Raw genomic sequence first — 24455 nt, 5'->3', positions numbered from 1 at the left:
CACCGGGTTACTGACGTCAACCAAACTCCGAATGCCAGTAAAGTTAGCGTGGCAGTGAGACTGCGGGGGATAAGCTTCGTAGTCGAGAGGGAAACAGCCCAGACCATCAACTAAGGCCCCTAAGCGTGTGCTAAGTGGGAAAGGATGTGGAGTTGCGAAGACAGCCAGGAGGTTGGCTTAGAAGCAGCCACCCTTGAAAGAGTGCGTAATAGCTCACTGGTCGAGTGATTCTGCGCCGACAATGTAGCGGGGCTAAGCACACCGCCGAAGTTATGGCAGCATCATGGTAACCCTAACGGGTTGTGGTGTTGGGTAGGGGAGCGTCGTGTGGCCGGTGAAGCTGCGGAGTGATCCAGTGGTGGAGGCTATGCGAGTGAGAATGCAGGCATGAGTAGCGAAAGACGGGTGGGAAACCCGTCCGCCGGATGACCAAGGGTTCCAGGGCTAGTCTAATCCGCCCTGGGTAAGTCGGGACCTAAGGCGAGGCCGACAGGCGTAGTCGATGGACAACGGGTTGATATTCCCGTACCGGCGAAGAACCGTCCATACCGAGGCATGTGAGACTAACCATGTTAAACCTGTCCGCGCCCTTCGGGGTGTCGGGTGGGTGATGTGTGGGACCTGAGCGTGTAGTAGGTAAGCGTGTTAACAGGTGTGACGCAGGAAGGTAGCCAGGCCGTGCGATGGTTGTCGCGGTCTAAGGTGGTAGGCCGTCATCTAGGCAAATCCGGGTGACATGTGGCTGAGAGCTGATGGGCGCCCCACACTGGTGGGGTGATCTGGTGATCCTATGCTGCCGAGAAAAGCATCGACGTGAGGTTCTAGCCGCCCGTACCCTATAACCGACTCAGGTGGTCTGGTAGAGAATACCGAGGCGATCGAGATAATCGTGGTTAAGGAACTCGGCAAATTGCCCCCGTAACTTCGGAAGAAGGGGGGCCACCCTGGTGACCAGCCCTTGCGGTTGTGAGCTGGTGGTGGCCTCAGAGACCAGAGAGAAGCGACTGTTTACTAAAAACACAGGTCCGTGCGAAGATGCAAGTCGATGTATACGGACTGACGCCTGCCCGGTGCTGGAAGGTTAAGAGGACCTGTTAGAGCGTAAGCTCGAAGCGGAGAATTTAAGCCCCAGTAAACGGCGGTGGTAACTATAACCATCCTAAGGTAGCGAAATTCCTTGTCGGGTAAGTTCCGACCTGCACGAATGGCGTAACGACTTCTCTGCTGTCTCTACCGCGAACTCGGCGAAATTGCACTACGAGTAAAGATGCTCGTTACGCGCAGCAGGACGGAAAGACCCCGAGACCTTCACTATAGTTTGGTATTGGGATTCGGTGTGGTTTGTGTAGGATAGGTGGGAGACTGTGAAGCATGCACGCCAGTGTGTGTGGAGTCATTGTTGAAATACCACTCTGACCATAGTGGATTCCTTAACTTCGGACCCTGATCGGGTTCAGGGACAGTGCCTGATGGGTAGTTTAACTGGGGCGGTTGCCTCCCAAAGAGTAACGGAGGCGCCCAAAGGTTCCCTCAGCCTGGTTGGCAATCAGGTGTCGAGTGTAAGTGCACAAGGGAGCTTGACTGTGAGACGGACGTGTCGAGCAGGAGCGAAAGCTGGGACTAGTGACCCGGCCGTGGATTGTGGAATCGCGGTCGCTCAACGGATAAAAGGTACCTCGGGGATAACAGGCTGATCTTGCCCAAGAGTCCATATCGACGGCATGGTTTGGCACCTCGATGTCGGCTCGTCGCATCCTGGGGCTGGAGTCGGTCCCAAGGGTTGGGCTGTTCGCCCATTAAAGCGGTACGCGAGCTGGGTTTAGAACGTCGTGAGACAGTTCGGTCCCTATCCGCTGCGTGCGTAGGAAATTTGAGAAGGGCTGTCCTTAGTACGAGAGGACCGGGACGGACGAACCTCTGGTGTGCCAGTTGTACCGCCAGGTGCATGGCTGGTTGGCTACGTTCGGGAAGGATAACCGCTGAAAGCATCTAAGTGGGAAGCCTGCTTCAAGATGAGATTTCCCTATGAGGCGCCCTCTAGACCAGGGGGTTGATAGGCCAGACGTGGAAGCACAGCAATGTGTGCAGCTGACTGGTACTAATACGCCCACCACTCACCCAAACCCACACCCCCTTGAAACACGGTGTGCGGACATGACACGGGTCGGGTAACACAAGACACACAACAACACAACGTGTCACAACAACGCTACGCGTCCACAACACGTATCCACGCAACACCCCCAATGGTTTTGCGGCGGCAATAGCGGCAGGGAAACGCCCGGCCCCATTCCGAACCCGGAAGCTAAGCCTGCCAGCGCTGATGGTACTGCACTCGACAGGGTGTGGGAGAGTAAGACACCGCCGCAATTTAACATCAAGATAGTCGGGCCCGGGTTGAGCATCGCTCCCCGGGCCCGCGCCTATTCACTCTGTCACTGACGGAGACAGCGTCCGTTTTCACGCGGAGTTCACGCACATTTCCCTCTTCTGCGGTACGTTGATTTCACCGATCGCTCCGCGCACTGGGCGCATGATCCTGCATCCGAAAGGACGCACTCATGTTGTCTATCACTCTGACCTCCTTCGACGGTGCTCGTTTCGAGGCGCCCTACGGTGAGGGCACCGTTCGCTTCGGTGACAGCGCCGATCAGGTCTGCGCAGTCCTCGGCCAGCCTGAGAACCATCCAAGCGAGGAGACCCTTCTGTTCCACGTCTGCGCTGTCCAGGTGCACATCGGCGAGAACGGCGTCCACTTCCTCGAATTCGCCACGAACCCGAAGAAAGACGGCGTCGACGTCGTCTGGAACGAACACAATCTGTCCCAGATGAACGCCGTCACGTGTGCTGAGCTGCTGCAGGAACTCAACGGCGACGCTGAGGTCTGCGACGACGAAGCCCCCGCGGGGTACGTCTGCGAGAAGCTCGGGCTCTCCGTGTGGCAGCCCGTCGCCCTGCAAACGGCGAGCGACGAGTATGAAGAGGCAAAGGCCTCCGATGCTGATGGAGAAGAACTCGAGTACCTCGCAGAAGATGCTGCCAAGGCCGAGCACTTCGACTCGGTCGGCATCGGCTCTGAGGAGTACATCAAGGAGTACTTCTAGCAGCTGCCTGCGGCCGACGCTCCTGAGCGTCGTCTGCCTGCTCTCTGCACACATTCCCACCGGCCGAAGCTGGGCGTCCTCGTGCAATGCCTGCTGCACAGCCCCGCGGCGTTCTGCTCGCCAGACAGCCGCGGGGCTGCACGCTTCTGTGAACTGCAGATGACTCCTCGGCCACGATCTGACCCATTGCGTGGGCGCTCCCACTGAGCACTTACAATCGACTCATGTCATTGCACCCGAATCTCCAGCCTCTGTTCGACACTGTGCTGCGCCGCAACCCAGGCGAGTCCGAGTTCCACCAGGCCGTGCACGAAGTGCTCCACTCGCTCGGCTCCGTTGTCGACAAGCATCCCGAGTACCTCGCCTTCGCTGCTGTTGAGCGGCTGTGCGAACCCGAACGTCAGATCATCTTCCGCGTCCCGTGGCTCGACGATAACGGCGACGTGCAGATCAACCGCGCCTACCGCGTCGAGTTCAACTCCGCTCTCGGCCCCTACAAGGGCGGCATGCGCTTCCACCCGACGGTCAGCTCCGGGATCATCAAGTTCCTGGGCTTCGAGCAGACCTTCAAGAATGCACTCACCGGCATGCCGATCGGCGGCGGCAAGGGCGGATCCGACTTCGACCCCAAGGGCAAGTCGCGCCTGGAGATCATGCGCTTCTGCCAGTCGATGATGACTGAGCTCTACCGCCACATCGGCGAGTACACCGATGTGCCAGCCGGTGACATCGGCGTCGGCGAACAGGAGATCGGCTTCCTGTTCGGCCAGTTCAAGCGCATCACCAACCGCTATGAGGCCGGCGTGCTCACCGGCAAGGGACTGAGCTACGGCGGCTCGATGGTCCGCACCGAAGCCACCGGCTTCGGCACGGTGTTCTTCGTACGCGAGATGCTCAAGGAGACCAACCGGACGATCGAAGGCCGCTCGGCTGTCGTCTCCGGTTCCGGAAACGTCGCCATCCACGCTGCGCAGAAGGCACAGGAGCTCGGCGCCACCGTCATCGGTGTATCCGACTCCTCCGGCTACGTCCACGACCCCCGCGGCATCGACATCGCTCTGCTGCGTCAGGTCAAGCTCGTCGAGGGTGCCCGCATCAGCGAGTATGCCGAACGCCGTGCCAGCGCCAAGTACGAAGACGGCGGCAACATCTGGTCGATCAAGACCGATATCGCTCTGCCGTGTGCCACGCAGAACGAGCTCAACGGCGATTCCGCGCAGATGCTCGTCGACAACGGTGTGCGTGTTGTCGCCGAAGGCGCAAACATGCCGTGCACGCCGGAAGCGGTGCGGATCTTCCGTGAGAACAAGGTCCTCTTCGGCCCCGGCAAGGCAGCCAACGCCGGCGGTGTGGCCACGAGCGCCCTGGAGATGCAGCAGAACGCCTCACGCGACAGCTGGGACTTCGACTACACCGAGCACAAGCTCGATGAGATCATGACCGGCATCCACGAACGCTGCGCCGCCGCCGCCGAGGAGTACGGTCACCCCGGCGACCTCGTCACGGGTGCGAATATCGCCGGCTTCGTCCGGGTGGCCCAGGCGATGCACAGCATCGGCGTCGTCTGAGCCAGGCGGGAAGCGGCGCTGTGTGATCAGCCGCGCTGTCTGCTCAGCCACCGCCCGATCAGCCGCGCTGTCTGCTCAGCCACCGCCCGATCAGCCGCGGGCTGCGCGATCAGCCGCGGCCGGTGGCCGTGCCGTAGCCGTCCTGCCAGCGTGCCAGCGGACGCGCGCCTGCTCTCTCCGCACACGTGAGCACCTCGCCGACGACGAGCGTATGCGTCGCCACCTCGAGGCAGTCGACGATCCGGCAGTCGAACACAGCAGCAGCCCCGCGGATATAGGGCACACCGGACGGGGCCGCGGCAGTGGGCACCGTGTCGAGCAGCCCGTAGAGCGGCTGGCCGGGCTCACCGAGCCACTGGGCGATGTTCTTCTGCTCGGCTGCGAGCACGCTGATCGTCATCGCATCGGCGATGTCGAGGGACTCCATCATCCGCGATCCGGAGTACACGCTCACGGCCATCGTCGGCGGATCATAGGAGACATCGAGGAACGAATCGACGGTGATGGCATGCGGCTGCCGGCCGCGCAGACACGCCACCACCGCCACCGGCCGGACCATCTGCCCGGCGGTCTGCCGGTAGGTGCGGATGAGACCCTCGCCAGCCGGCGCCTCGGCGGCGGGAGGAAAGGTGAGCTCAGCATCACTGTGGGCCATGCCGATTAGTCTAGTCAGCCGCCGGCGCTAGAATGGTGGCTATGTCCGAGACGATGCCCGCAACCGGTGGCGCCGCCACAATCGAGCGCCAGACACAGGACCAGCTTGCTGAGCCCGGCGATCACGAGCGGTTCTCGCACTACGCGCCGAAGGCCAAGATCATGGAATCCATGGTGACTGGCACGCCGCTCATCGCGCTGTGTGGGAAAGTGTGGGTTCCCTCCCGCGACCCCGAGCGCTTTCCGGTCTGCCCGAAGTGCAAGGAGATCTACGAATCGATGCCTGAAGGACCGCAGGAGTAGATGTCGGGTCCGACTCGGATCCCAGGAACTTCAGCCGCAGAACACCTCTCACCAGCCTTTCCCGAACGTGCCGCGTGGGGAACGGCAGGCAAGCTCCGTGCCTGGCAGGCTGAGGCCCTGGAACGCTATTTCGCCACGGAGCCGCGCGACTTCCTCACCGTCGCGACCCCCGGCGCCGGCAAGACGACCTTCGCGTTGCGTCTGGCCGCCGAACTGCTGGCCGAACGCAAAGTCGACCGGATCACCGTCGTCGCCCCCACCGAACACCTCAAGACCCAGTGGGCCGATGCCGCCTCCCGGGTGGGCATCCGCCTCGACCCGAACTTCAAGAACTCCCAGGGCCGGCACGGCCGGGAGTTCCACGGGGTGGCCGTCACCTATGCGCAGGTGGCCGCCAAGCCGGTGCTGCACCACAACCGCACTGCCGCAGCCCGCACGCTCGTCATCCTCGACGAGATCCACCATGCCGGTGACGCGCTGTCCTGGGGTGATGCCGTGCGCGAGGCGTTCAGCCCCGCCCGGCGCCGGCTCGCCCTGACCGGTACGCCGTTCCGCTCGGACACTGCGGCGATCCCGTTCGTCGAATACGTCCCCGATGAGGAGGGCATCCGCACCTCGCGGGCCGACTACACCTACGGCTACGCCCAGGCGCTCAAGGACGGCGTCGTGCGCCCGGTGCTGTTCATGACGTATTCCGGGGAGATGCGCTGGCGGACGAAGGCCGGCGAGGAGATGTCGGCGATCCTGGGTGCGGAGGCGACCAAGGACATCCACGCCCAAGCCTGGCGCACCGCGCTCAACCCGAAGGGCGAGTGGATCCCCGCCGTGCTCAAGGCCGCTGACCTGCGCCTGTCCGAGGTTCGCCGCAGCGTTCCCGACGCCGGCGGTCTCGTCATCGCCACCGACCAGGAGGTCGCCCGCGCCTATGCCAAGCAGCTGCGCGAGATCTGCGGCGAACCGGTCACCGTCGTGCTCTCCGATGAGGAGGGCGCGTCCAAGCGGATCGAAGAGTTCCAGCATTCCGACCGCCGCTGGATGGTCGCCGTGCGGATGGTCTCCGAAGGCGTTGACGTGCCGCGCCTGGCCGTCGGCGTCTACGCGACCTCGTCCTCGACGCCGCTGTTCTTCGCCCAGGCGATCGGCCGCTTTGTGCGCGCCCGCCGCCGAGGTGAGACCGCCTCGATCTTCCTGCCCTCCGTTCCGATCCTCCTTGCCCTGGCCAATCAGCTCGAGCTTCAGCGCGATCACGCGCTCGACCGCAAGTCGGACGAGGACGATGGCGAGATCCTCCTCGACGACGATGCGCTCGCCGAGGCCAATGCCGGCGAATCAGCCTCGGATGATCTCTTCGGCTCCTATGAGGCGCTCGACTCGCAGGCCTCCTTCGACCGGGTGCTCTTCGACGGCGGTGAGTTCGGCGCCGGCGGCACGATCGGCTCGGAGGACGAACTCGACTTCATCGGCATCCCCGGGCTGCTCGAACCCGATCAGGTCGCCGAGCTGCTGCGCACCCGCCAGGCCGAGCAGACGAAACGGCGTGCACGTGCCGGTGCACGCCAGCAGGCCGCGGAGGCGCCGGCAGCTGAGATCGCCGAGCACGATCACCGGCTGCTGAAGGAGGAGCGCAGCAAGCTGCAGACGATGGTCGGTGCTTGGGCCAGGCGCACCGGCAAACCGCATGCCGCAATCCATGTCGACCTGCGCAAAGCCTGCGGCGGCCCGCCGGTGGCCGAAGCCAGCCGGGCGCAGATCCAGGCGCGCATCGCCAAGCTGCAGGGCTGGTTCGTCGGCCGCCGCTGACCTGTGGGGCGCTGACAGCCGCGGGGCGCTGGCTCGCGGGGTGCCGACGGTCGCGGGGCGCGCCCCGTGAACCTGGGTCAGGCTTCGTAGAAGACGGTCGGGATCGCCGGTTCGCCGGCCTGCAGGCGGTGCGCGGTGCGCGGCAGCTCAGCCATCGACGCAGCGTGACGTTCACGCGCACGGCGGACCCCCTCGGGACCGGTGAAGGAATCGTCGATCTCACCGGCGGTGACCATCGGCACCTGCAGAGGGCGGGCCTCAAGATCATCGGGCAGCTCCAGGTGCGGGATGCCGATCGCCTCTTCGACGGCGATCGACCCGTCGATGATGCGGGCGGCCTCTTTCATCCCGCCGGTCGAGGACTTCCCGGAGGCCTTCTTCTGCACGGAGACCCAGTCGCCGGACTCGCTGCTGTGAGCGACGAGCTTGTAGACGAGGCTGGCGGTCGGGGCGCCGGAGCCGGTCACCACACGCGTGCCGACGCCATAGGCGTCGACGGGAGCAGCGGCCAGACCGGCGATCGCATACTCATCGAGGTCGCTCGTGACCGTGATGCGGGTGTTGAGAGCACCGAGCGCATCGAGCTTCTCCCGCACCTCGGCCGCCTGGATGCCCAGATCGCCGGAGTCGAGGCGCACGCCGCCGAGGTTCGTGCCGGCCACCTCGATCGCGGTGGTGAGCGCCTGATCGACGTCATAGGTGTCGAGCAGCAGGATCGTGTCGGTGCCCAGGGAGCGGACCTGCGCTTCGAAGGCCTCCCGCTCGGTGTCGTGGATGAGGGTGAAGGAGTGGGCAGCGGTGCCGACGGTCGTCAGCCCGTAGCGGCGGCCGGCCTCCAGATTCGAAGTCGAGGCGAAGCCGGCGACCACCGTGGCTCGGGCGGCGGCGATGGCCGACTGCTCGTGGGTGCGCCGCGAACCCATATCGACGCACGGACGGATGCCGGCGACCCGGCTCATCCGTGAGGCCGCAGAGGCGACAGCGGAGTCGTAGTTGAGCGCCGAGAGGATCATCGTCTCCAGCACCACCGCCTCGGCGAAGGTCGACTCGACCGTCAGCAGCGGTGAGCCGGGGAAGTACACCTCGCCCTCGGCATAGCCGCGGATGTCGCCGGAGAACCGGAAGTCGGCCAGCCAGTCGAGCGTTGTCGAATCGACGACATGCGTGGACTCCAGAAACCGCAGCTCCGCAGCGGTGAACCGGAAGTCGGCGAGCATCTCCAGGATCCGGCCGGTGCCGGCGACCACTCCGTAGCGGCGGCCGGCGGGCAGATGGCGGCCGAAGGCTTCGAAGATGCTGCGGCGGTGCGCGGTGCCCGAGTCGAGCGCAGCCTGCAGCATCGTGAGTTCGTAATGGTCGGTCAGCAGTGCTGTCGAGGGCCGGAACGGGCCGGAGCCCTGTGGGGAAGCCGGTGTGAGATCACTCATAGGAACGATGATAAAGCACTGCAGGATTACTGGGTGAACGCTGTGTTCGCCTACAGTGAATGGCGTGATGTCAACAGGCGACACATCCCAAGCGGTGATCGATCCCCAGGCTGAGACTCTGCAGGAGACTCGGCCGGATGAGCCCTGGGTGTGCATCGTCATGAACGATCCGGTCAACCTCATGAGCTACGTCACCTACGTCTTCCAAAGCTACTTCGGCTACTCGCGGGCGAAGGCGGAGAAGCTCATGATGGAGGTCCACGAACAGGGCCGCAGCACCGTGGCCACCGGCAGCCGCGAGCAGATGGAGCGCGACACCGCCGCCATGCACAGCTTCGGCCTGTGGGCGACCTGTCGCCGCGCCCCGTCCGGCGGAGACGCGTGAGCCGGAAGGACAGCTGATGAGAATCCACTCCGCGGCGCGCGCCTTCGCAGTGCTCGACCTCGAACCGGGGGAGCGCCACATCTTCCGCTCCCTGCTCTCCGATGTCGCCGTCATGCTCGGCGGCGAGGGTGAGCTCGACTCGCTCGGCATGCCGGTCGAGGACGCGGACCCCGCGCCCGAGGCGGGGGTGGCCGAGGAGGGCCGTGCCGGTTCTGCAGACGGCGGGCTGAGCGACGACGACCTGGCCCGACTGGTGGGCATCTCGACGACGGAGCGGCCCGAGGACCCGGCAGTGCTGCGGCTGCTGCCCGATGTCGACGGCGACGATGCCGAGCGCTCAGCGGAGTTCCGCCGACTGACCGAACACGATCTGCGCGAATCGAAGCTCGCCAATATCCGCACTGCGCTCTACGACCTGTCGCTGACCGGGCGGATCGAACTCGATGAGGCGCACACCCGCGCCTGGTCGATGGCCCTCAACGACGTCCGTCTCGTGCTCGCCACCCGCATGAGCATGGCCAGCGAATCCGATGTCGAGGAGCTCTACGCCCGCGAGGCCGCTGCTGAGCTCGACGACCAGCAGGCGACGATGCTCACCGTCTACGACTTCCTCACCTGGGCGCAGGAGCGGCTGACGACGATCCTGCTGTCGCACCTCGGCGCCGGGGGAGAGGACAGCGGCAATGATGCCTGATGACGCGATGATGCAAGTTTCAGGAGGAACACCAGCATGATGCGACTGACCGCGATCGGCACCTCGGGATCCTTCGCCGGACCCGCCTCGGCTGCCAGCTGCTATCTGCTCGAGGCCAGCGTCGACCACCGGGAGTACCGGATCGTCATCGACCTGGGCTCCGGGGCGCTCGGCACCCTGCAGAACTACGCAGACCCCTCCGGCATCGACGCCGTTGTGCTCTCGCACCTGCACCCGGACCACTGCCTCGACGTCACCGGCCTCTACGTCTACCGCAGCTACGACCCCAAGTACTTCAACTGCGGTGACGCTCACACGGACACCGGTGCGATCCGCGCCTCCCTGCCCGTCTGGGGTCCGGCCGGCACCCATGAGCGCCTGGCCGCGGCCTACCACACCGAGCCGGGACTCAGCCCGGTGGCCGGGCAGTCGCATCCGACCGATCTCTCGACCGTGTTCTCCTTCCACGGCCTGACGCCGGGGGCGTCGTTCGCGATCGGGCCGGTGACGGTCACCGCGTTCCTCGTCGAGCATCCGGTCGAGGCCTATGCGCTGCGCTTCGAAGATCCCGACGGCAATGTCATCACCTACTCCGGTGACAGCGATGAATGCGCAGGCCTCGTCGACGCTGCCCGCGATGCCGATGTCTTCATCTGCGAAGCGGCGTTCCAGGAGGACCGCGACGCAGCCCGCGGCATCCACCTCACCGGCCTGCGCGCCGGCCGGGTTGCCGATGCCGCCGGTGTGAAGAACCTCGTGCTCACCCACATTCCGCCGTGGACCGATGCGGGGATGGTCCGCGCTGAGGCCGCCGGCGAGTTCTCCGGGCCGATCGAGCTGGCCCGCCCCGGCAACACCTGGCAGCTGTAACGACACGTGCGGCAGCGATAGCCTGGTGGCAGTGACGGAGATGCTGAGCGATAGGAGCGCTGCGCAGGCTGAAGCGCTGCGCAGCGGCCGGACCGCTGAGCAGGCAGGCCCGCGAACGGAAGAAGGAGACCCCATGACCCGCCCTGATGGCCGCGCCCACGACGAACTGCGCCAGGTGCGCATCACCCGCGACTGGCTCACCCACGCTGAAGGCAGTGTGCTCATCGAGTTCGGCGACACCCGCGTGCTGTGCGCTGCGTCGCTGACCGAAGGTGTGCCGCGCTGGCGGAAGGACTCCGGACTCGGCTGGGTGACCGGCGAGTACGCGATGCTGCCGCGCGCCACCCACGACCGCAGCCCGCGCGAATCCGTCAAGGGCAGGATCGGCGGGCGCACGCATGAGATCTCCCGGCTCATCGGCCGGGCGCTGCGCGCGGTCGTCGACATGGAGAAGCTGGGGGAGAACACCATCCAGCTCGACTGCGATGTCCTCCAAGCCGACGGCGGAACCCGCACCGCCGCGATCACCGGAGCCTATGTGGCACTGGCCGATGCGATCGACACCGGCCGATCCCGCGGCTGGATCCCGGCCGCCGCCGAGCCGCTGACGGACTCAGTCGCTGCGATCAGCGTCGGCATCGTCGACGGGCAGCCGGTCCTCGACCTGCCCTATGTCGAAGACTCCGCCGCCGATACGGACATGAACGTCGTCATGACCGGCTCCGGCCGCTTCGTCGAGATCCAGGGCACCGCCGAGCAGGAGGCCTTCGACCGCAGCGAGCTCAACACGCTGCTCGACCTCGCCGAGACCGGATGCGCGCGCCTGAGCGAGCTGCAACGCGAGGCGCTCGCCGCCCCGCGCCGCTGAGACGCGGCCTGCACAGGAAGAGGGAACCAGCATGTTCGACCGCATCGTCATCGCCACCCGCAATGAGGGCAAGCGGGCAGAGCTCGACGAGATCCTGCGCACCGCCCTCAACCGGCCGATCACCGTGCTCACCGCCGCTGACGTCGACCTGCCCGAGGTCGTCGAGGACGGCGTGACCTTCGCAGCCAATGCTGAGCTCAAAGCCCGCTCAGCGGCCGCCCACACCGGGCTGCCGGCGATCGCGGACGACTCCGGTCTGGCCGTCGAGGTGCTCGGCGGGGCGCCGGGGATCTTCTCCGCCCGCTGGTCGGGCAGACACGGCGATGATGTCGCCAACTACGAGCTGCTGCTCGCGCAGCTGGCCGATGTGCCCGATGAGCACCGGCAGGCTGCCTTCCGCTGTGCGGGCGTGTTCGTCGACCCGCGCGGCGGCACCGAACCCGAGGTGGTGCTTGCCGAAGGACAGATGCGCGGCCGTCTCGGCCGGGAACCGGTGGGCGAACACGGATTCGGCTACGACCCGATCTTCTACCCCGATGGTTATGCGGTCACGACCGCGCAGCTGAGTGCTGAGGAGAAGAACGCGATCTCCCACCGCGGTCAGGCGCTCCGGGCCCTGGCGCAGAAGCTCGCCGACCGGGCCGACTGACCGCTTCAGTCACTGACGGCCCAGTCACTGACCGGCACCGCTCAGCGGCCAGCCTCGGTCACTGACCGCTGCGCAGCAGTCCGAACGGGTCAGCAGGGGCGGCCGGGTCGTGGCCGAGCTGGCCGCGGGTGATGCCGATGGCTGCCGCGGCGAGCACAGCCAGACCGATCGCTGCCGGCCAGTTCGTCGCCGGTGCGCCGGTGAGAACGCCGGCGGCGAGCATCGCCCAGTTGAGGCTGTTGTGTCCGAGGACTGCGAGCACGACCGAACCGCCCGAGGCGGTGAACAGCCACGAGAGCACGACCGTGAGCGCGAGGACGAGCAGCAGATAGGCGATGTAGTCCTCTGCGCTCGAGCGGGCGGTGTTCCATTCGGCGGTGGTGAACAGCGGCGCATGCCAGAAGCAGTGGAGGACTCCGAGGATGAGCGCTGCGGTGAGCGGATGATGCCGGTGCTGCAGCAGCGGCAGCGCCACTCCGCGCCAGCCCGGCTCCTCCTGCAGCGGACCGCCGAGCAGATAGATGAGGAAGTTGCCGGCCAGCGCTCCCAGCAGCACCGCATCGATCTGCTCGGCAGAGGCTCCGAACCCGCCGGTGAGCGCATATCCGATCGCAACAGCCAGCGGGATGCCGATGAGGGCGAGCGCGTACCAGCGGCCGGCCGCCCGGAACTGCACGAACGTGGCACCGAAGCGGCGCAGGCCCGCCCGGCCGCGGCAGCAGCCGGTGACGATGAGCCCGGCTGCCAAGGGACCGCCGAAGAGCCCGAGCTGATTGGTGAGTGCAACTGCCCCGAACGGCAGCTCATAGGGCAGCAGCCCCACACCGTTGGCGGCCAGCCACCACGGGCTCCAGAGGATCCATGACCCCAGATATGTCAGCACCGCGAACGCGAGGATGGGCGAGGAGCGGATCCAGGGAGCCATGGGCGGGACCTCGGGAGCAGGGGACGGGGACAGGGGAGGCGGCTGGGCGCAGCGGCTGCTACCTTGCCATATCGTATCCCGGACAGGGCCGCGGCAGGCGCCCACCGCCTCGGGAACGGCGGGTCGACAGGACAGCACAGCAGTCCGGGTGTGGAATGGACACACTGTGAGACATCGTGAGAGTCGCCTCACATCGTCCGTTAAGGTATCTGCAGATCAGCAAACCGCTGACTAGCGCATTGATGATTCGAGGGAACAATGACGTTACGACTCACCGCCTCGGCGGCAACCCTGGCTGCCGTCGCGCTCACCGCCACCGCCTGCAGCGCAGGTGCCGGCTCCGACAGCTCCGCAGAAGATGAAGCGCGCACCGATATGGTCGTCGCGCACACCGCTGAACCGGCCAATCTCGACTTCACCACCACCGGCGGCGCGGCGATCCCGCAGGCGCTGATGGAGAACGTCTACGAATCGCTTGTGCGCATCGACCAGGACGGCGAGCTGCAGCCGGCGCTGGCTGAGTCGTGGGACATCTCCGAGGACCGCGCCACCTACACCTTCCACCTGCAGGACGGCGTGACCTTCTCCAACGGCGATGAGCTGACCTCCTCGGACGTCAAGTTCTCCTACGACCGCGTCAACTCCGATGCCTGGACCAACGGGCTCAAAGCGAAGATGGCCGTCATCGACGAGATCACCACCCCGGATGACCAGACGGTCGAGATCACGCTGTCGGATCCCTCGAATGTGTGGCTCTACGACCTGGCCAGCGCGGTCGGTGCGGTGTTCAGCGAAGACGCTGTCAGCGATCTGGCGAATGAGGCTGTGGGCACCGGCCCGTACGAGGTGTCGTCCTTCACCCGCGGTCAGGAGATCGTCTACTCCGCCCGGGACGACTACTGGGGTGAGGCGCCGAAGCTCGAGACAGTGACCTTCAAGTACTACAAGGACCCGGTCGCGGCGGTGAACGCCGTGAAGTCCGGCGAAGTCGATGTGCTCGCCAGCCTCCAGGCCCCGGAGCTGGCCGGCGACTTCGAGTCCCCGGACGAGTACCAGGTCGTCGAAGGCACCACGAACGGCGAGGTCGTGCTGTCGATGAACAACGCTGAGGGCGTCTTCTCCGATCAGAAGGCCCGCGAGGCGGTGCTCTACGCGATCGATGAGCAGGCGATCATCGACACCGCCTGGGGCGGCTACGGCACGCTCATCGGCGGTATGGTGCCGCCGACCTCCCCGTACTACGAGGACCTCACCGATGTGTTCCCGCACGACCTCGACAAGGCCAAGGAGCTCGTCTCCGAGGCCGGAATCGAAGGTGAGAGCATCAACTTCACGGTGCCGAACCTGCCGTATGCCACCGCCTCGGCGGAGATCGTCGCCTCCCAGCTGGAGGCCGCCGGCCTCAAGGCGACGATCGAAACGCAGGAGTTCCCGGCGGTGTGGCTGGAGAAGACCTTCACCAACCACGAATACGACATGTCGATCATCAACCATGTTGAGGCCAACGACATGCTCACCGTGTTCGGCCCGGACTACTACACCGGCTACGACTACTCGCACATCGAGGATGCGGTGAAGAAGGCCGACACCGGCAGTGAGGAGGAGTACATCTCCGGCATGAAGGACGTCGCCCGGACCATCACCGAGGACGCCGCCGCCGGATTCCTCTTCCTGTTCCCCAACCTCATCGTCGCCGACGCGCAGGTCGATGGGCTGCCGGAGAACTTCGTGTCCGACGCCTTCCCGATCGCCACCCTCTCCTGGAAGTGAGCTCGTGGCCGCATACCTCATCCGTCGGCTGCTCCAGTTCGTCCTCACCGCCCTCGTCGCCTCGGTCGTGGTGTTCCTGCTCATGCAGGTGCTGCCCGGCAACGCTGCCCAAGTCGCCCTGGGCACGAACGCCACGCCCGAGGCGGTGGCCCAGCTCGAGCGCAAATACGGCCTCGACCGGCCGCGGTTCGTGCAGTACCTCGACTGGATCGGCGGAGTCGTCACCGGTGACTTCGGCACCTCGTACGTCACCCGGGCGCCGATCACCCCGGTCATCGCCGACTCCATCCAGGTCACCCTCATCATCGTCATCGCCTCGATGGCGGTCGCGCTGCTGATCGCAGTCCCGCTGGGCTCCCTGGCCGCGGTATTCCAGAAGCGCACGCTCGGCACCGTCATCTCAGCGGCCAGCCAGCTCGGCATCGCCGTGCCGAACTTCCTCGCGGCGATCATCCTCATCATGATCTTCTCGCTCGGTCTCGGCTGGTTCCCCTCCAGCGGCTGGGCCGCCCCGATCGAAGGCCTCGGTAGGTTCCTCGCCCGGCTCGCACTGCCGGTGCTGGCGCTGGCACTCGTGCAGGCGGCGATCCTCACCCGCTATGTGCGCTCAGCCGTGCTCGAAGTGATGCGCGAGGACTTCCTGCGCACCGCGCGTGCCAAGGGCCTGACGAAGACGCAGGCGCTTGTGCGCCACGGGCTGCGCAATGCCGCCATCCCCGTCGTCACCGTCGCCGGCATCCAGCTGGCGACGATGCTCATCGGCGCCGTCGTCATCGAGCAGGTCTTCGTCATCCCCGGCATGGGATCCGAACTCGTCCGGGCTGTGGCCAACCGCGACCTCGTGACCGTCCAGGGCATCGTCATGGTGCTCGTCGTGCTCGTGCTGCTCCTCAACCTCATCGTCGACCTGCTCTACACCGTCCTCGACCCGCGCGTCAGGAGGGCCGCATGACCACCAGCCTCGTCGCCAGCCGCCGGTTCAAAGCCGATGCTTCGCTGACGATCGGTCTCATCCTCATCGGCATCGTCATCCTCATGGCGCTCGTCTCCTTTGTGTGGACGCCGTACAACCCCACCCAGGCGATGCCGGCCGACCGCCTGCAGGGCATGTCCGCCGACCACCTCCTCGGCACCGACCGCTACGGCCGCGACACCTTCACGTGGATCATGTACGGTGCGCGCATCACTCTGCTCGTCGGCGTCGTCTCCGTGGCGATCGCCGCCCTCATCGGGGTGCCGCTGGGAGTGCTCGCCGGCATGACGCCCTACGGCTGGCTGTCCGGGCTCATCATGCGCGGCAACGACCTGCTGCTGGCCTTCCCCGCGCTGCTGCTGGCGATCGTCTTCTCTGCCGTGTTCGGCCCCGGCACCGGCCCGGCGATGGTGGCCCTCGGCATCGCCTCGATCCCCGGCTTCGCCCGCGTCGCCCGCTCGGGGACCCTGCAGGTGATGAGCACTGAGTACATCATGGCCGCCCGGGCGGCCAACCGGCGGATCGGTGCGATCGCCCTCGTCCACGTGCTGCCCAATATCGCCGGCATGGTCATCGTGCAGGCCTCCGTCGCCTTCGCCCTCGCCATCCTCGCCGAGGCCGGGCTGTCGTTCCTCGGCCTGGGCACCCAGCCGCCGATCCCCTCATGGGGCCGGATGCTGCAGGAGTCACAGCAGTACCTGTCCTCGCATCCGATGCTCGCGCTCTGGCCGGGCCTCTGCATCGCTGCGGCGGTGCTCGGGTTCAACCTGCTCGGCGACGGGCTGCGCGACCGTTTCGACCCGAAGCTGAAGGGACGTGACTGATGCCCGCCCACGCCAGCGCCCACACCGAGCCAACCACGACGAGCCAGCGCAGCCTGCTTGAGGTCACCGACCTGTCCATCAGCACCAGCCGGACCACGCTCGTGCACCCGACGACGTTTGCGATCGCCCCCGGTGAGCGGGTCGGGCTCATCGGCGAATCCGGGTCCGGGAAATCGCTGACCGCCTCCGCGGTCATGGGACTGCTGCCCGAGGAGCTCACCGCCACCGGCTCGATCACCCTGGCCGGCACCGACGGCAACCTGCTTGCACGCTCCGATCAGCAGATCGCCCGGCTGCGCGGGATGCACATGAGCATGGTCTTCCAGGAGCCGATGAGCGCCCTCAACCCGCTCATGCGCGTCGGCGCCCAGGTCGCCGAGGTCATGCGCATCCACCGCACCCAGTCCAAACCTGAGGCCGCGAAGCGCGCGATCGACCTCCTCGGCCTTGTCCAGCTGCCCGACCCGCCGGCGACCGCCCGGGCGTATCCGCACCAGCTCTCCGGCGGGCAGCGGCAGCGGGTGATGCTCGCGATGGCACTGGCCAACGACCCGCAGCTGCTCATCTGCGATGAGCCGACCACCGCGCTTGACGTCACCGTCCAGCGGCAGGTCCTCGACCTCGTGCTGAACGCCGTCACCACCTCGGATACGGGCCTGCTGTTCATCACCCATGATCTGGCCGTCGTCGCCAGTGTGTGCGAGAAGGTCATGGTGATGTACAAAGGCGAGATCGTCGAGGCCGGGCCCGCCGAGCAGATCTTCACCGACCCGCAGCACGACTACACCCGCGGGCTGCTCGCCGCCTCCGACCTCACCGCCACCGACGACGACGGGCGCCTGTTCACCATCGCCACCGCCCGCGTCTACGACGCCGCCCGGCTCGGGCACCCGCGTGCCACCGCGCCCGAGGCGGAGGGCACCCGCGCACGGAACGTCACCACCTCCTCGGGAACGGCCACCGCAGCCGGACGAGACGCGGCGGGGGAACAGGCAGCGGGGGAGCAGGCGCCGCTCATCGAGATCGAGGGCCTGCACAAGACCTATCAGCGCACGAAGTCCGGGCTGTTCAGCAGAGCAGACACCGTCGATGCGCTCACCGATGTGTCGCTGAGCATCCGGGCCGGGCAGCGGTTCGGGATCGTCGGCGAATCCGGTTCCGGGAAGTCGACGCTGCTCAGGATCCTCTCCGGCCTCGAGCCGCTCACCAGTGGGTATGTGCGGGTCGGGGACTGTGAGATCGGCCAGGCCAGTCATGCGCAGCTGCGGGCGATGCGCGAGGAGTTGCAGATCGTCTTCCAGGACCCGTTCGCCAGCCTCGATCCGCGCATGACCGTCGCCGACATCGTCGCCGAACCACTGGTGGCGATGGGTGCGCCGGCCGGGCAGCGGCAGGAGAAGGTCGTCGAGATGCTCGAAGCCGTCGGCCTTGATGCTGACAGCCGCACCCGGTATCCGCACCAGTTCTCCGGCGGGCAGCGGCAGCGCATCTCGATCGCCCGTGCCCTCGTGTGCCGGCCGCGCATCCTCGTCGCCGATGAACCGGTCTCCGCGCTTGACGTCTCCGTCCGCGCCCAGGTGCTCAACCTGCTCACCGACCTCGTCGACGACTACGAGCTCACCCTTGTGTTCGTCTCCCACGACCTCGGGGTCGTCCGCCACCTGTGCTCGGATGTCGTCGTCATGAAAGACGGCCGGATCGTCGAAGCCGGTGACGTCGACTCGATCTACGACCACCCGCAGCACGAGTACACTGCTTCACTCGTCGCCGCCACACCCACGCCCGCCGCCGCTCTGCATGAGCGGGCCGGCTGACGGCACGGAAGGACCGCCATGGACACCACCCTCGCCGATGCCAGTGCCGCCGAACTGCGCGCCGCCTACGCCGCAGGCCGCACCGACCCGGTCGCAGTCCTCGACGCCGTCAAGGAGCGCGTCGAGACATGCGAACCGACGATCAACGCGCTGTGGCACACCGACTTCGACGCCGCCCGGCAGGCAGCCGAGGCATCAGCGGCCCGCTGGCAGGCAGGCACACCGCTCTCGGATCTCGAAGGCGTGCCGGTGACGATCAAGGAGAACATCGCCTGGGCCGGGGTGGGGATGCCCGGTGGGCACAATGCCGGCGAACCGACCGTCGCTGAAGAGAACGCGCCGATCACCGACCGGCTGCTCGAGGCCGGTGCGGTGCTCTTCGGCTCGACCGTCATGCCCGACTGGGGGATGCTGTCCTCCGGAGTGTCCTCCCGGCACGGCATCACCCGCTCACCGCTGAACCCGGAGCTGACCACCGGCGGGTCGTCGTCTGGTGCCGGGGCGGCGGCCGCGGCCGGGTATGGGCCAATCCACATCGGCTCCGACATCGGCGGGTCGATCCGGCTGCCGGGCACCTGGCTGGGCTTGGCGACGCTCAAGCCGAGCTTCGGGCGGGTGCCGCTCTCAGTGCCCTACCTCGGCCGGTGCGCAGGCCCCCTGGCCTGGCGGGTGAGCGATGTCATCGATGCGATGGAGGTCATCGGACGGCCCGATGACCGCGACTACTCCCAGCTGCCGGCCACCGACGCCGGCTACCGGGACGAGAACTTCGACGTCACCGGGCTGAAAGTCGCCGTGCACACCGATGCCGGGTGCGGCAGCGACACCGACCCCGAGGTGGCCGCCGCCGTCGATGCCGCCGCAGCCGTTCTTGAGAGCGCTGGGGCGACGATCGAGCGGATCACCCCGTTCATGGACCAGGATCTGCTCGTCGACGTCGACCGGTTCTGGCGGGTGCGCTCCTGGGCGGACTTCAAGGCCCTCGACGATGCCGACCGGCGGAAGATCCTGCCCTATGTCGCCCAGTGGTGCTGGGCCGGGGAGGACATCTCGGCGACAGAGCTGCTGCGCTGCTACCACTCGATCCAGGAGATGCGCCGGCGCACCGTCGAAGCCACGGCAGGCTATGACTTCGTGCTCTCACCGGTCGCACCGATGGCGGCATTCCCAGCTGACTGGCCGATGCCGTTCAACGACGCGACCCAGCCGATGCAGCACATCTCGTTCACCGTTCCGTACAACATGTCCGAACAGCCCGCCTCCTCCGTGCCGGCCGGGTACACGGCTGATGGCCGGACGATCGGGCTGCAGGTCGCCGGGCGCCGGTTCGACGACCGCGGGGTGCTCGCACTGTCGGAGTGGTTCGAATCGGCACTCGAGGTGCCCACCGCCTCGCGCACGGTGGGTGTCTGACCATCTGCTCAGGTCGGTGACCAGCCGGCTTCGAGGCCGGTGATGATGAAGCCGATCTTGCGTTCGAGGTAGCCGCGTTCGGTCGCCGAGGGCTCGGCCATGAACCGTGAACTGCCGGTGGCATGCTCGGTGCTTCCGGTGTCCTTCGGGCTGCGCATCGCAGTGATGCTCATATGCGTGGTCGCGACGGTGTCGCCGAGGAAGTCGAGGGCGAAGACGACGGTCTCACGCGGCAGCGGGCAGCCGGCAGCCTGCACCGCATCGGCGAACCGGCCGAGCTGCGCCCACACCTCAGCATGCAGGTGCGGGGTGCCGATGACGGCCCGCGGCATGCCTGGGTGGGCTTCGCACAGATCCCACAGCGCTTCAGCGAAATCGCGCAGCTGCTGCTGCCAGGAGTGCTGCGGGTCCGGCGGGCGCATCTCGGCTGCCACCGCTGCGAAGCTCAGCCGCAGCAGCTCTTCGCGGCTGCTGACCATCCGGTAGAGCGCCGGCGGTGTGACGGACAGGCGGGCTGCGACCTGCGCCATCGTGAACTGGTCGATGCCGAGGTCGAGGGCGGCGGCGACCGCGTCGCCGATGGTGAATCGCGGGGCCGGGCCTCTATTCTTCGTCATGCGCACCAGAGTAGCCCGTGTGTGCCTGCTCATGTGCGGGGTCCTGTCAGCCGCCAGCCGGCCGCCTGCTGCCGGTGGTCCCAGTAGCGGCGGTAGGCGCCGTCGGCGGCGTAGAGCTCATCATGGGTGCCGGTCTCGGCGATGGTGCCGGTGTCGGAGAGCACGATGATCTGATCGGCACGCGCGATCGTCGAGAGCTTGTGGGCGATGACGATGATCGTCGACGACTGGTCCCGCAGGGCGTCGATGCTGGCGAGCACATTGGCTTCGTTCTCGGCATCGAGTGCGCTTGTCGCCTCATCGAAGAGGACGATCGGCGCCCGCTTGAGAAGCGCCCGGGCGATCGAGACGCGCTGGCGCTCGCCGCCGGAGAGCGCACGCCCGCCCTCACCGACGCGGGCCTGCCAGCCGCCGGGCAGCCGGCCGGCGATCTCGGTGACACCGGAGAGGTCGGCGGCCTCGCGGATCTCTGCCTCGCTGGCATCGGGCCGGCCGATGCGGATATTGGCTTCGAGGGTGTCGTCGAAGAGGTAGACGTCCTGGAACACGATGCCCAGCTGGGCCATGAGCTGCTCGGTCGTCTGGGCACTGATCGGGGTGCCGCCGGTGGAGACCGTGCCGCTGTCGGCCTGCCAGAAGCCGGCGATGAGCCGGGCGATCGTCGTCTTGCCCGAACCCGAAGGCCCGACGATCGCCGTCATCGTCGCCGGTGCCGCGGTGAAGCTGATGCCGGTGAGCACCGGGGCATCAGGTCGGTAGCTGAAGCTCACGTCCTCGAGACGGACCTCGCCGGGCACCGGCAGCGCGGCGGCGTCATGCGGTTCGGTGCGCACCGGGGACTGCATGATCTCTAGGGCCCGTTCCATCGGCGGCAGGCCGGGGAAGATGGCCATCAGGCTCTCAGCGGCGGACTGGAGATTGCGGGTGAAACGCAGGGCGAGGCCGACGAAGGTCACAGCCGCGACCGCAGTGAGCAGGTCGGCGGTCAGCAACCAGGCGGTGGCGATGATGAGTCCGACGGCGATGGCCTGCAGGGCGATGTTGCTCAGCAGCAGCCCGGCGGTCTGCAGCCACAGCTCGATGAACCTGGCCCGGTCGTTGACGGCGCTGGCGCGGGTGAGCGGGGTGAAGGACTCCGCCCGGCCGGCGGCACGCAGCGCCGGCTGGCAGGCGGCGTATTCGACGATGCGGGAGGAGACCTCGTTCGTCGACGGGGCCTGGACACGGTGGGCGGCACGGGTGAGCGCGGTGCCGCCCCACAGCAGCAGCACCGCCACCGGTGCGCTGATGAGGAAGACGAGACCCAGGCGCCAGTCCCACAGCCAGGTGCCGATGGCGACTGTGAGCACGGCTGCGACCTGCCTGATCAGAGCGGTGACGGTGTGGCCGACAGCCGAGGCGACGGTCATGAACTCGCTGGTCGTCAGGCGTGAGAGCTCTCCGGAGCGCTGCCGGGAGAACCAGCCGATCGGCAGTCTGGCCAGCTGGTCGCCGAGCAGCCGGTGGGCGTTGCGGATGAGGTCGCCGGCACCCAGGTAGCCGATATTGGCCTCTACGTAGCGGGTGATCGCACCGGCGGCGGCGATGCCGATGAGCACCCACAGCCATGCGCTGAAGCCGAGCCCGGCAGACGGCGCGCCGGTGAGCAGCGCGGTGATGAGCGGCAGCATGACGAGCAGTGCCGCGGCCTCGCACAGGCCGGCCAGCGCTGAGCTGATCATCGCCCAGGTCAGCCGGCGGTGCCCGTCAGGGGTCATGAGATGGCGGGCAGAGCGGATGAAGGGGATCAACGGGCACCTCCGGAGGCCATGAGGGTGTAGACGGCGTCATCGGTGATGGCGCTGCCGGCGAGCCGCTCGGCGATGCGGCCGCGGTCGAGGCGGATGATCTGGTCGGCGCCGAGGACCGATTCGGGGCGGTGGGCGATGACGAGGACGGTCCGGCCAGCGACGAGGCCGGTGAGAGCCTGCTGGATCTCGGCCTCGGAGTCGGGGTCGGTGGCGCTCATCGCCTCGTCGAGGATGAGGATCGGGGCATCGGCCAGCAGCGCCCGGGCGATGGCGATGCGCTGCTGCTGACCGCCGGAGAGCTCGGTGTCACGGCCGATGACGGTGTCGAGTCCGTTCGGCAGTGCGCGGATCTCGGGGGCGATCTGCGCCTGCTCGAGCGCATGCCAGATTGCGGCATCCCCGGCATCGGGGACAGCCAGGCGGACGTTCTCGCGGATGGTCTCGGCGATGAGCTGCGGGTCCTGCAGCACGAACGACACCCTGCGGTACAGCTCGGAAGGCGGCAGCGAGCGGATGTCCGCACCGCCGATGCGGATGGTGCCCGCGGCCGGATCGTAGAAGCGGGCGAGCATGAGCGCCAACGTCGACTTGCCCGATCCGGACCGGCCGATGAGCGCGGTGACGGTGCCCGGCTCCAGGGTCAGGCTGACATCATCGAGGGCCAGCGGCGCGTCATCGGCTGAGCCATAGGAGAAGGACACGCCGTCGAAGCGGACGGTGCCCGCCGCCTCGGGCGCGGCTGAGGCGGTTGCCGGTGCTGCGGAGTCCGCAGCCGGCGTCACGGTCGTGAGTTCGTCGGTCGACAGGAGTGCCGACAGCCGCAGGGCGGCGGCTCCGGCGGTCTGGTAGTTCCATGCGGTGGTACCCAGCGTCTGGATGGTCGCGGGCAGGACGAGAGCGATCATCGCGGTGGCGATGACATCGGCGGCGGTGACCGCTCCGGAGGTCACGAGCAGTGAGCCGACGCCGACGTTGAGGAGGATGAGGACCGGCACGCTGATGACCGCTTCGCTGATCGCGGAGATGCGGATGAGCGGGCCGACCCAGGCCATGTAGAAGACACTGAACTCATCGGCGGCGCGGCGGTAGCGCTCGTGGGCGGCGCCGGTGCGGCCGAAGGCCTTGACGACGCCGATGCCATCGCAGAACTCGACGATCGCCGAGGCGACATGGCCGAGCTTCGTGTCCATCGCTGCGGTCTTGGCGCCCATGCCGCGCATGGTGAAGGCCTGGATCGCGAGGTAGACCGGGACCGAGGCGATCGCCAGCAGCCCGAGCCGCCAGTCGATGATGAAGGCGTAGACGGCAAGAGCGAGCGGGGTCACGACCGCGAGCATCTGCTCGACCGGGGCGTGGGCGACGAGCGTGTGCAGGGCCTTCGTGTCATCCTGCACGGCTTTGCGCACCTGGCCGGAGGTGTTCTCACCGAACCAGGACAGCGGGGCGCGGGCGATGCGCTCGATGATCCGCTGGCGCAGGATGACGCTCAAGCGCAGGTCGGCGAAATGAGTGATGAGCAGGGCGACGAAGGTCAGTGTCGTCTGCAGGCTGACGCTGGCCAGGATCCAGAAGATGATCGTGTTCACATGTCCGGTGTCGATCGGGGCGCCGGTGAGTGCTGGCAGCACCGCCCGGCCGAGTTCGACGAGGGCGACGTAGGGGGCGACGGCCACGATGCCGGCCAGTGCGCCAAGGATGCGTCCGATGAGCAGGCGGCCGGACACCGGGGCGAGTAGCTGGGACAGGGCGGCCCGGCCGCGCTTGTCCTTCTCGGCGGGGGATTCTTCAGGTGCGGGGATATCGGCGGCGGGGGTGGCCTCGGCAGCCGAGCTGCCGGGCGAGGCCGCCTCGAGGTGAGCGGTCATCGTTACTCTTTCTGGTCGGGTGAGCCTAACCTAACACTTAAGGGGCTCTTCGGACATCCGGTGGGGGTCATGGGGTGAGTCCGCCGGCGGCGAGGAGCATGCGGAGGCGGTAGTTGTGCTGGTTGCGGTAGCCGCGGGCGAG

The 24455-nt window shown here is 67.0% G+C and carries 20 protein-coding genes and 2 rRNA genes; 16 read left to right on the top strand and 6 right to left on the bottom strand.

Annotation, left to right across the window (positions count from 1 at the left end; all coding sequences use genetic code 11):
• The 4 genes from ACFFN1_RS07605 to gdhA form a co-directional block, all read left to right on the top strand.
• A 23S ribosomal RNA gene (locus tag ACFFN1_RS07605) occupies positions 1 to 2122 on the top strand; the annotation flags it as partial.
• A gap of 131 nt (positions 2123 to 2253) precedes the next feature.
• Positions 2254 to 2370 (top strand): 5S ribosomal RNA (rrf, locus tag ACFFN1_RS07600).
• Positions 2371 to 2561: 191 nt separating this feature from the next.
• Positions 2562 to 3104, top strand: a complete 543-nt coding sequence (locus ACFFN1_RS07595; protein WP_376840080.1) for a hypothetical protein — start codon at positions 2562 to 2564, stop codon at positions 3102 to 3104.
• A 224-nt stretch (positions 3105 to 3328) separates the two neighbouring features.
• Positions 3329 to 4672, top strand: coding sequence for an NADP-specific glutamate dehydrogenase (gene gdhA / locus ACFFN1_RS07590; protein WP_376840079.1), 1344 nt, complete (start codon positions 3329 to 3331; stop codon positions 4670 to 4672).
• Between the two features lie 109 nt (positions 4673 to 4781).
• Here the strand turns inward: gdhA and ACFFN1_RS07585 are convergent, their stop codons facing one another.
• Positions 4782 to 5327 carry a flavin reductase family protein gene (locus ACFFN1_RS07585; protein ID WP_376840078.1) on the bottom strand — a complete coding sequence of 182 codons (546 nt, stop codon included), beginning with the start codon at positions 5325 to 5327 and terminating at the stop codon, positions 4782 to 4784.
• A 41-nt stretch (positions 5328 to 5368) separates the two neighbouring features.
• Here ACFFN1_RS07585 and ACFFN1_RS07580 point away from each other — a divergent pair, with 41 nt between their 5' ends.
• Both ACFFN1_RS07580 and ACFFN1_RS07575 read left to right on the top strand, forming a co-directional pair.
• The gene (locus tag ACFFN1_RS07580; protein ID WP_376840077.1) at positions 5369 to 5629 is read left to right on the top strand and encodes a DUF3039 domain-containing protein; all 261 of its coding nucleotides are present in this window, start codon (positions 5369 to 5371) and stop codon (positions 5627 to 5629) included.
• The gene (locus tag ACFFN1_RS07575; RefSeq protein ID WP_376840076.1) at positions 5630 to 7429 is read left to right on the top strand and encodes a DEAD/DEAH box helicase; all 1800 of its coding nucleotides are present in this window, start codon (positions 5630 to 5632) and stop codon (positions 7427 to 7429) included. It begins immediately after the preceding gene.
• 77 nt (positions 7430 to 7506) lie between these two features.
• Here the strand turns inward: ACFFN1_RS07575 and ACFFN1_RS07570 are convergent, their stop codons facing one another.
• A complete protein-coding gene (locus ACFFN1_RS07570) occupies positions 7507 to 8856 on the bottom strand; it encodes a nicotinate phosphoribosyltransferase (protein ID WP_376840075.1) in 1350 nt (449 codons plus the stop codon).
• Positions 8857 to 8923: 67 nt separating this feature from the next.
• On the opposite strand from ACFFN1_RS07570, the gene clpS reads away from it, so the two are divergent.
• The 5 genes from clpS (at position 8924) to rdgB (ending at position 12322) form a co-directional block, all read left to right on the top strand.
• Positions 8924 to 9241 carry an ATP-dependent Clp protease adapter ClpS gene (clpS, locus tag ACFFN1_RS07565; protein WP_376840081.1) on the top strand — a complete coding sequence of 106 codons (318 nt, stop codon included), beginning with the start codon at positions 8924 to 8926 and terminating at the stop codon, positions 9239 to 9241.
• Positions 9242 to 9257: 16 nt separating this feature from the next.
• On the top strand, positions 9258 to 9935 hold the full coding sequence (locus ACFFN1_RS07560; RefSeq protein ID WP_376840074.1) for a DUF2017 family protein: 678 nt from the start codon (positions 9258 to 9260) through the stop codon (positions 9933 to 9935).
• 36 nt (positions 9936 to 9971) lie between these two features.
• Positions 9972 to 10805, top strand: a complete 834-nt coding sequence (locus ACFFN1_RS07555) for an MBL fold metallo-hydrolase (protein WP_376840073.1) — start codon at positions 9972 to 9974, stop codon at positions 10803 to 10805.
• Between the two features lie 133 nt (positions 10806 to 10938).
• Positions 10939 to 11673 (top strand): ribonuclease PH, encoded by a 735-nt coding sequence (rph, locus tag ACFFN1_RS07550; protein WP_376840072.1) that lies wholly within the window; start codon positions 10939 to 10941, stop codon positions 11671 to 11673.
• 31 nt (positions 11674 to 11704) lie between these two features.
• A complete protein-coding gene (rdgB, locus tag ACFFN1_RS07545; protein ID WP_376840071.1) occupies positions 11705 to 12322 on the top strand; it encodes an RdgB/HAM1 family non-canonical purine NTP pyrophosphatase in 618 nt (205 codons plus the stop codon).
• A 58-nt stretch (positions 12323 to 12380) separates the two neighbouring features.
• On the opposite strand, the gene ACFFN1_RS07540 is transcribed toward rdgB, so the two are convergent.
• Entirely contained in the window at positions 12381 to 13247 is an 867-nt protein-coding gene (locus ACFFN1_RS07540) for a CPBP family intramembrane glutamic endopeptidase (protein ID WP_376840070.1), read from the bottom strand.
• 258 nt (positions 13248 to 13505) lie between these two features.
• Between ACFFN1_RS07540 and ACFFN1_RS07535 the strand changes: the two genes are divergently transcribed.
• From ACFFN1_RS07535 to ACFFN1_RS07515, 5 genes are read left to right on the top strand one after another with little or no spacing between them, the layout of a single operon-like run.
• Positions 13506 to 15017 (top strand): ABC transporter substrate-binding protein, encoded by a 1512-nt coding sequence (locus ACFFN1_RS07535; RefSeq protein WP_376840069.1) that lies wholly within the window; start codon positions 13506 to 13508, stop codon positions 15015 to 15017.
• A gap of 4 nt (positions 15018 to 15021) precedes the next feature.
• Positions 15022 to 15969, top strand: coding sequence for an ABC transporter permease (locus ACFFN1_RS07530; protein ID WP_376840068.1), 948 nt, complete (start codon positions 15022 to 15024; stop codon positions 15967 to 15969).
• A complete protein-coding gene (locus tag ACFFN1_RS07525; protein WP_376840067.1) occupies positions 15966 to 16814 on the top strand; it encodes an ABC transporter permease in 849 nt (282 codons plus the stop codon). The genes ACFFN1_RS07530 and ACFFN1_RS07525 overlap by 4 nt, the downstream gene beginning before the upstream one ends.
• On the top strand, positions 16814 to 18628 hold the full coding sequence (locus ACFFN1_RS07520) for a dipeptide ABC transporter ATP-binding protein (protein ID WP_376840066.1): 1815 nt from the start codon (positions 16814 to 16816) through the stop codon (positions 18626 to 18628). The genes ACFFN1_RS07525 and ACFFN1_RS07520 overlap by 1 nt, the downstream gene beginning before the upstream one ends.
• Before the next feature lie 18 nt (positions 18629 to 18646).
• Complete coding sequence (locus tag ACFFN1_RS07515; RefSeq protein WP_376840065.1) at positions 18647 to 20041, top strand: amidase; 1395 nt, start codon at positions 18647 to 18649, stop codon at positions 20039 to 20041.
• An 8-nt stretch (positions 20042 to 20049) separates the two neighbouring features.
• Here ACFFN1_RS07515 and ACFFN1_RS07510 read toward each other — a convergent pair whose 3' ends face one another.
• Genes ACFFN1_RS07510 through ACFFN1_RS07500 form a run of 3 tightly spaced genes read right to left on the bottom strand, consistent with a single transcriptional unit; the run spans position 20050 to position 24313 of the window.
• On the bottom strand, positions 20050 to 20658 hold the full coding sequence (locus ACFFN1_RS07510; RefSeq protein ID WP_376840064.1) for a TetR/AcrR family transcriptional regulator: 609 nt from the start codon (positions 20656 to 20658) through the stop codon (positions 20050 to 20052).
• Positions 20659 to 20687: 29 nt separating this feature from the next.
• Complete coding sequence (locus ACFFN1_RS07505; protein ID WP_376840063.1) at positions 20688 to 22448, bottom strand: ABC transporter ATP-binding protein; 1761 nt, start codon at positions 22446 to 22448, stop codon at positions 20688 to 20690.
• Positions 22445 to 24313 carry an ABC transporter ATP-binding protein gene (locus ACFFN1_RS07500; RefSeq protein ID WP_376840062.1) on the bottom strand — a complete coding sequence of 623 codons (1869 nt, stop codon included), beginning with the start codon at positions 24311 to 24313 and terminating at the stop codon, positions 22445 to 22447. The genes ACFFN1_RS07505 and ACFFN1_RS07500 overlap by 4 nt, the downstream gene beginning before the upstream one ends.
• Positions 24314 to 24455 lie beyond the last annotated feature (142 nt).

The sequence above is a fragment of the Brevibacterium otitidis genome (assembly GCF_042429315.1).
Lineage (GTDB): Bacteria > Actinomycetota > Actinomycetes > Actinomycetales > Brevibacteriaceae > Brevibacterium > Brevibacterium otitidis.
This window is presented reverse-complemented; position numbering and strand designations above follow the sequence as displayed.

Excerpts from the sequence above, each read along its gene's own strand:
- rdgB (WP_376840071.1), top strand. The coding sequence starts at position 11,705 with ATGTTCGACCGCATCGTCATCGCCACCCGCAATGAGGGCAAGCGGGCA.
- ACFFN1_RS07555 (WP_376840073.1), top strand. The coding sequence starts at position 9,972 with ATGATGCGACTGACCGCGATCGGCACCTCGGGATCCTTCGCCGGACCC.
- rph (WP_376840072.1), top strand. The coding sequence starts at position 10,939 with ATGACCCGCCCTGATGGCCGCGCCCACGACGAACTGCGCCAGGTGCGC.
- ACFFN1_RS07535 (WP_376840069.1), top strand. The coding sequence starts at position 13,506 with ATGACGTTACGACTCACCGCCTCGGCGGCAACCCTGGCTGCCGTCGCG.
- ACFFN1_RS07560 (WP_376840074.1), top strand. The coding sequence starts at position 9,258 with ATGAGAATCCACTCCGCGGCGCGCGCCTTCGCAGTGCTCGACCTCGAA.
- ACFFN1_RS07570 (WP_376840075.1), bottom strand. The coding sequence starts at position 8,856 with ATGAGTGATCTCACACCGGCTTCCCCACAGGGCTCCGGCCCGTTCCGG.
- ACFFN1_RS07575 (WP_376840076.1), top strand. The coding sequence starts at position 5,630 with ATGTCGGGTCCGACTCGGATCCCAGGAACTTCAGCCGCAGAACACCTC.
- gdhA (WP_376840079.1), top strand. The coding sequence starts at position 3,329 with ATGTCATTGCACCCGAATCTCCAGCCTCTGTTCGACACTGTGCTGCGC.
- ACFFN1_RS07520 (WP_376840066.1), top strand. The coding sequence starts at position 16,814 with ATGCCCGCCCACGCCAGCGCCCACACCGAGCCAACCACGACGAGCCAG.
- clpS (WP_376840081.1), top strand. The coding sequence starts at position 8,924 with ATGTCAACAGGCGACACATCCCAAGCGGTGATCGATCCCCAGGCTGAG.
- ACFFN1_RS07515 (WP_376840065.1), top strand. The coding sequence starts at position 18,647 with ATGGACACCACCCTCGCCGATGCCAGTGCCGCCGAACTGCGCGCCGCC.
- ACFFN1_RS07525 (WP_376840067.1), top strand. The coding sequence starts at position 15,966 with ATGACCACCAGCCTCGTCGCCAGCCGCCGGTTCAAAGCCGATGCTTCG.
- ACFFN1_RS07580 (WP_376840077.1), top strand. The coding sequence starts at position 5,369 with ATGTCCGAGACGATGCCCGCAACCGGTGGCGCCGCCACAATCGAGCGC.
- ACFFN1_RS07595 (WP_376840080.1), top strand. The coding sequence starts at position 2,562 with ATGTTGTCTATCACTCTGACCTCCTTCGACGGTGCTCGTTTCGAGGCG.
- ACFFN1_RS07500 (WP_376840062.1), bottom strand. The coding sequence starts at position 24,313 with ATGACCGCTCACCTCGAGGCGGCCTCGCCCGGCAGCTCGGCTGCCGAG.
- ACFFN1_RS07585 (WP_376840078.1), bottom strand. The coding sequence starts at position 5,327 with ATGGCCCACAGTGATGCTGAGCTCACCTTTCCTCCCGCCGCCGAGGCG.
- ACFFN1_RS07510 (WP_376840064.1), bottom strand. The coding sequence starts at position 20,658 with ATGACGAAGAATAGAGGCCCGGCCCCGCGATTCACCATCGGCGACGCG.
- ACFFN1_RS07540 (WP_376840070.1), bottom strand. The coding sequence starts at position 13,247 with ATGGCTCCCTGGATCCGCTCCTCGCCCATCCTCGCGTTCGCGGTGCTG.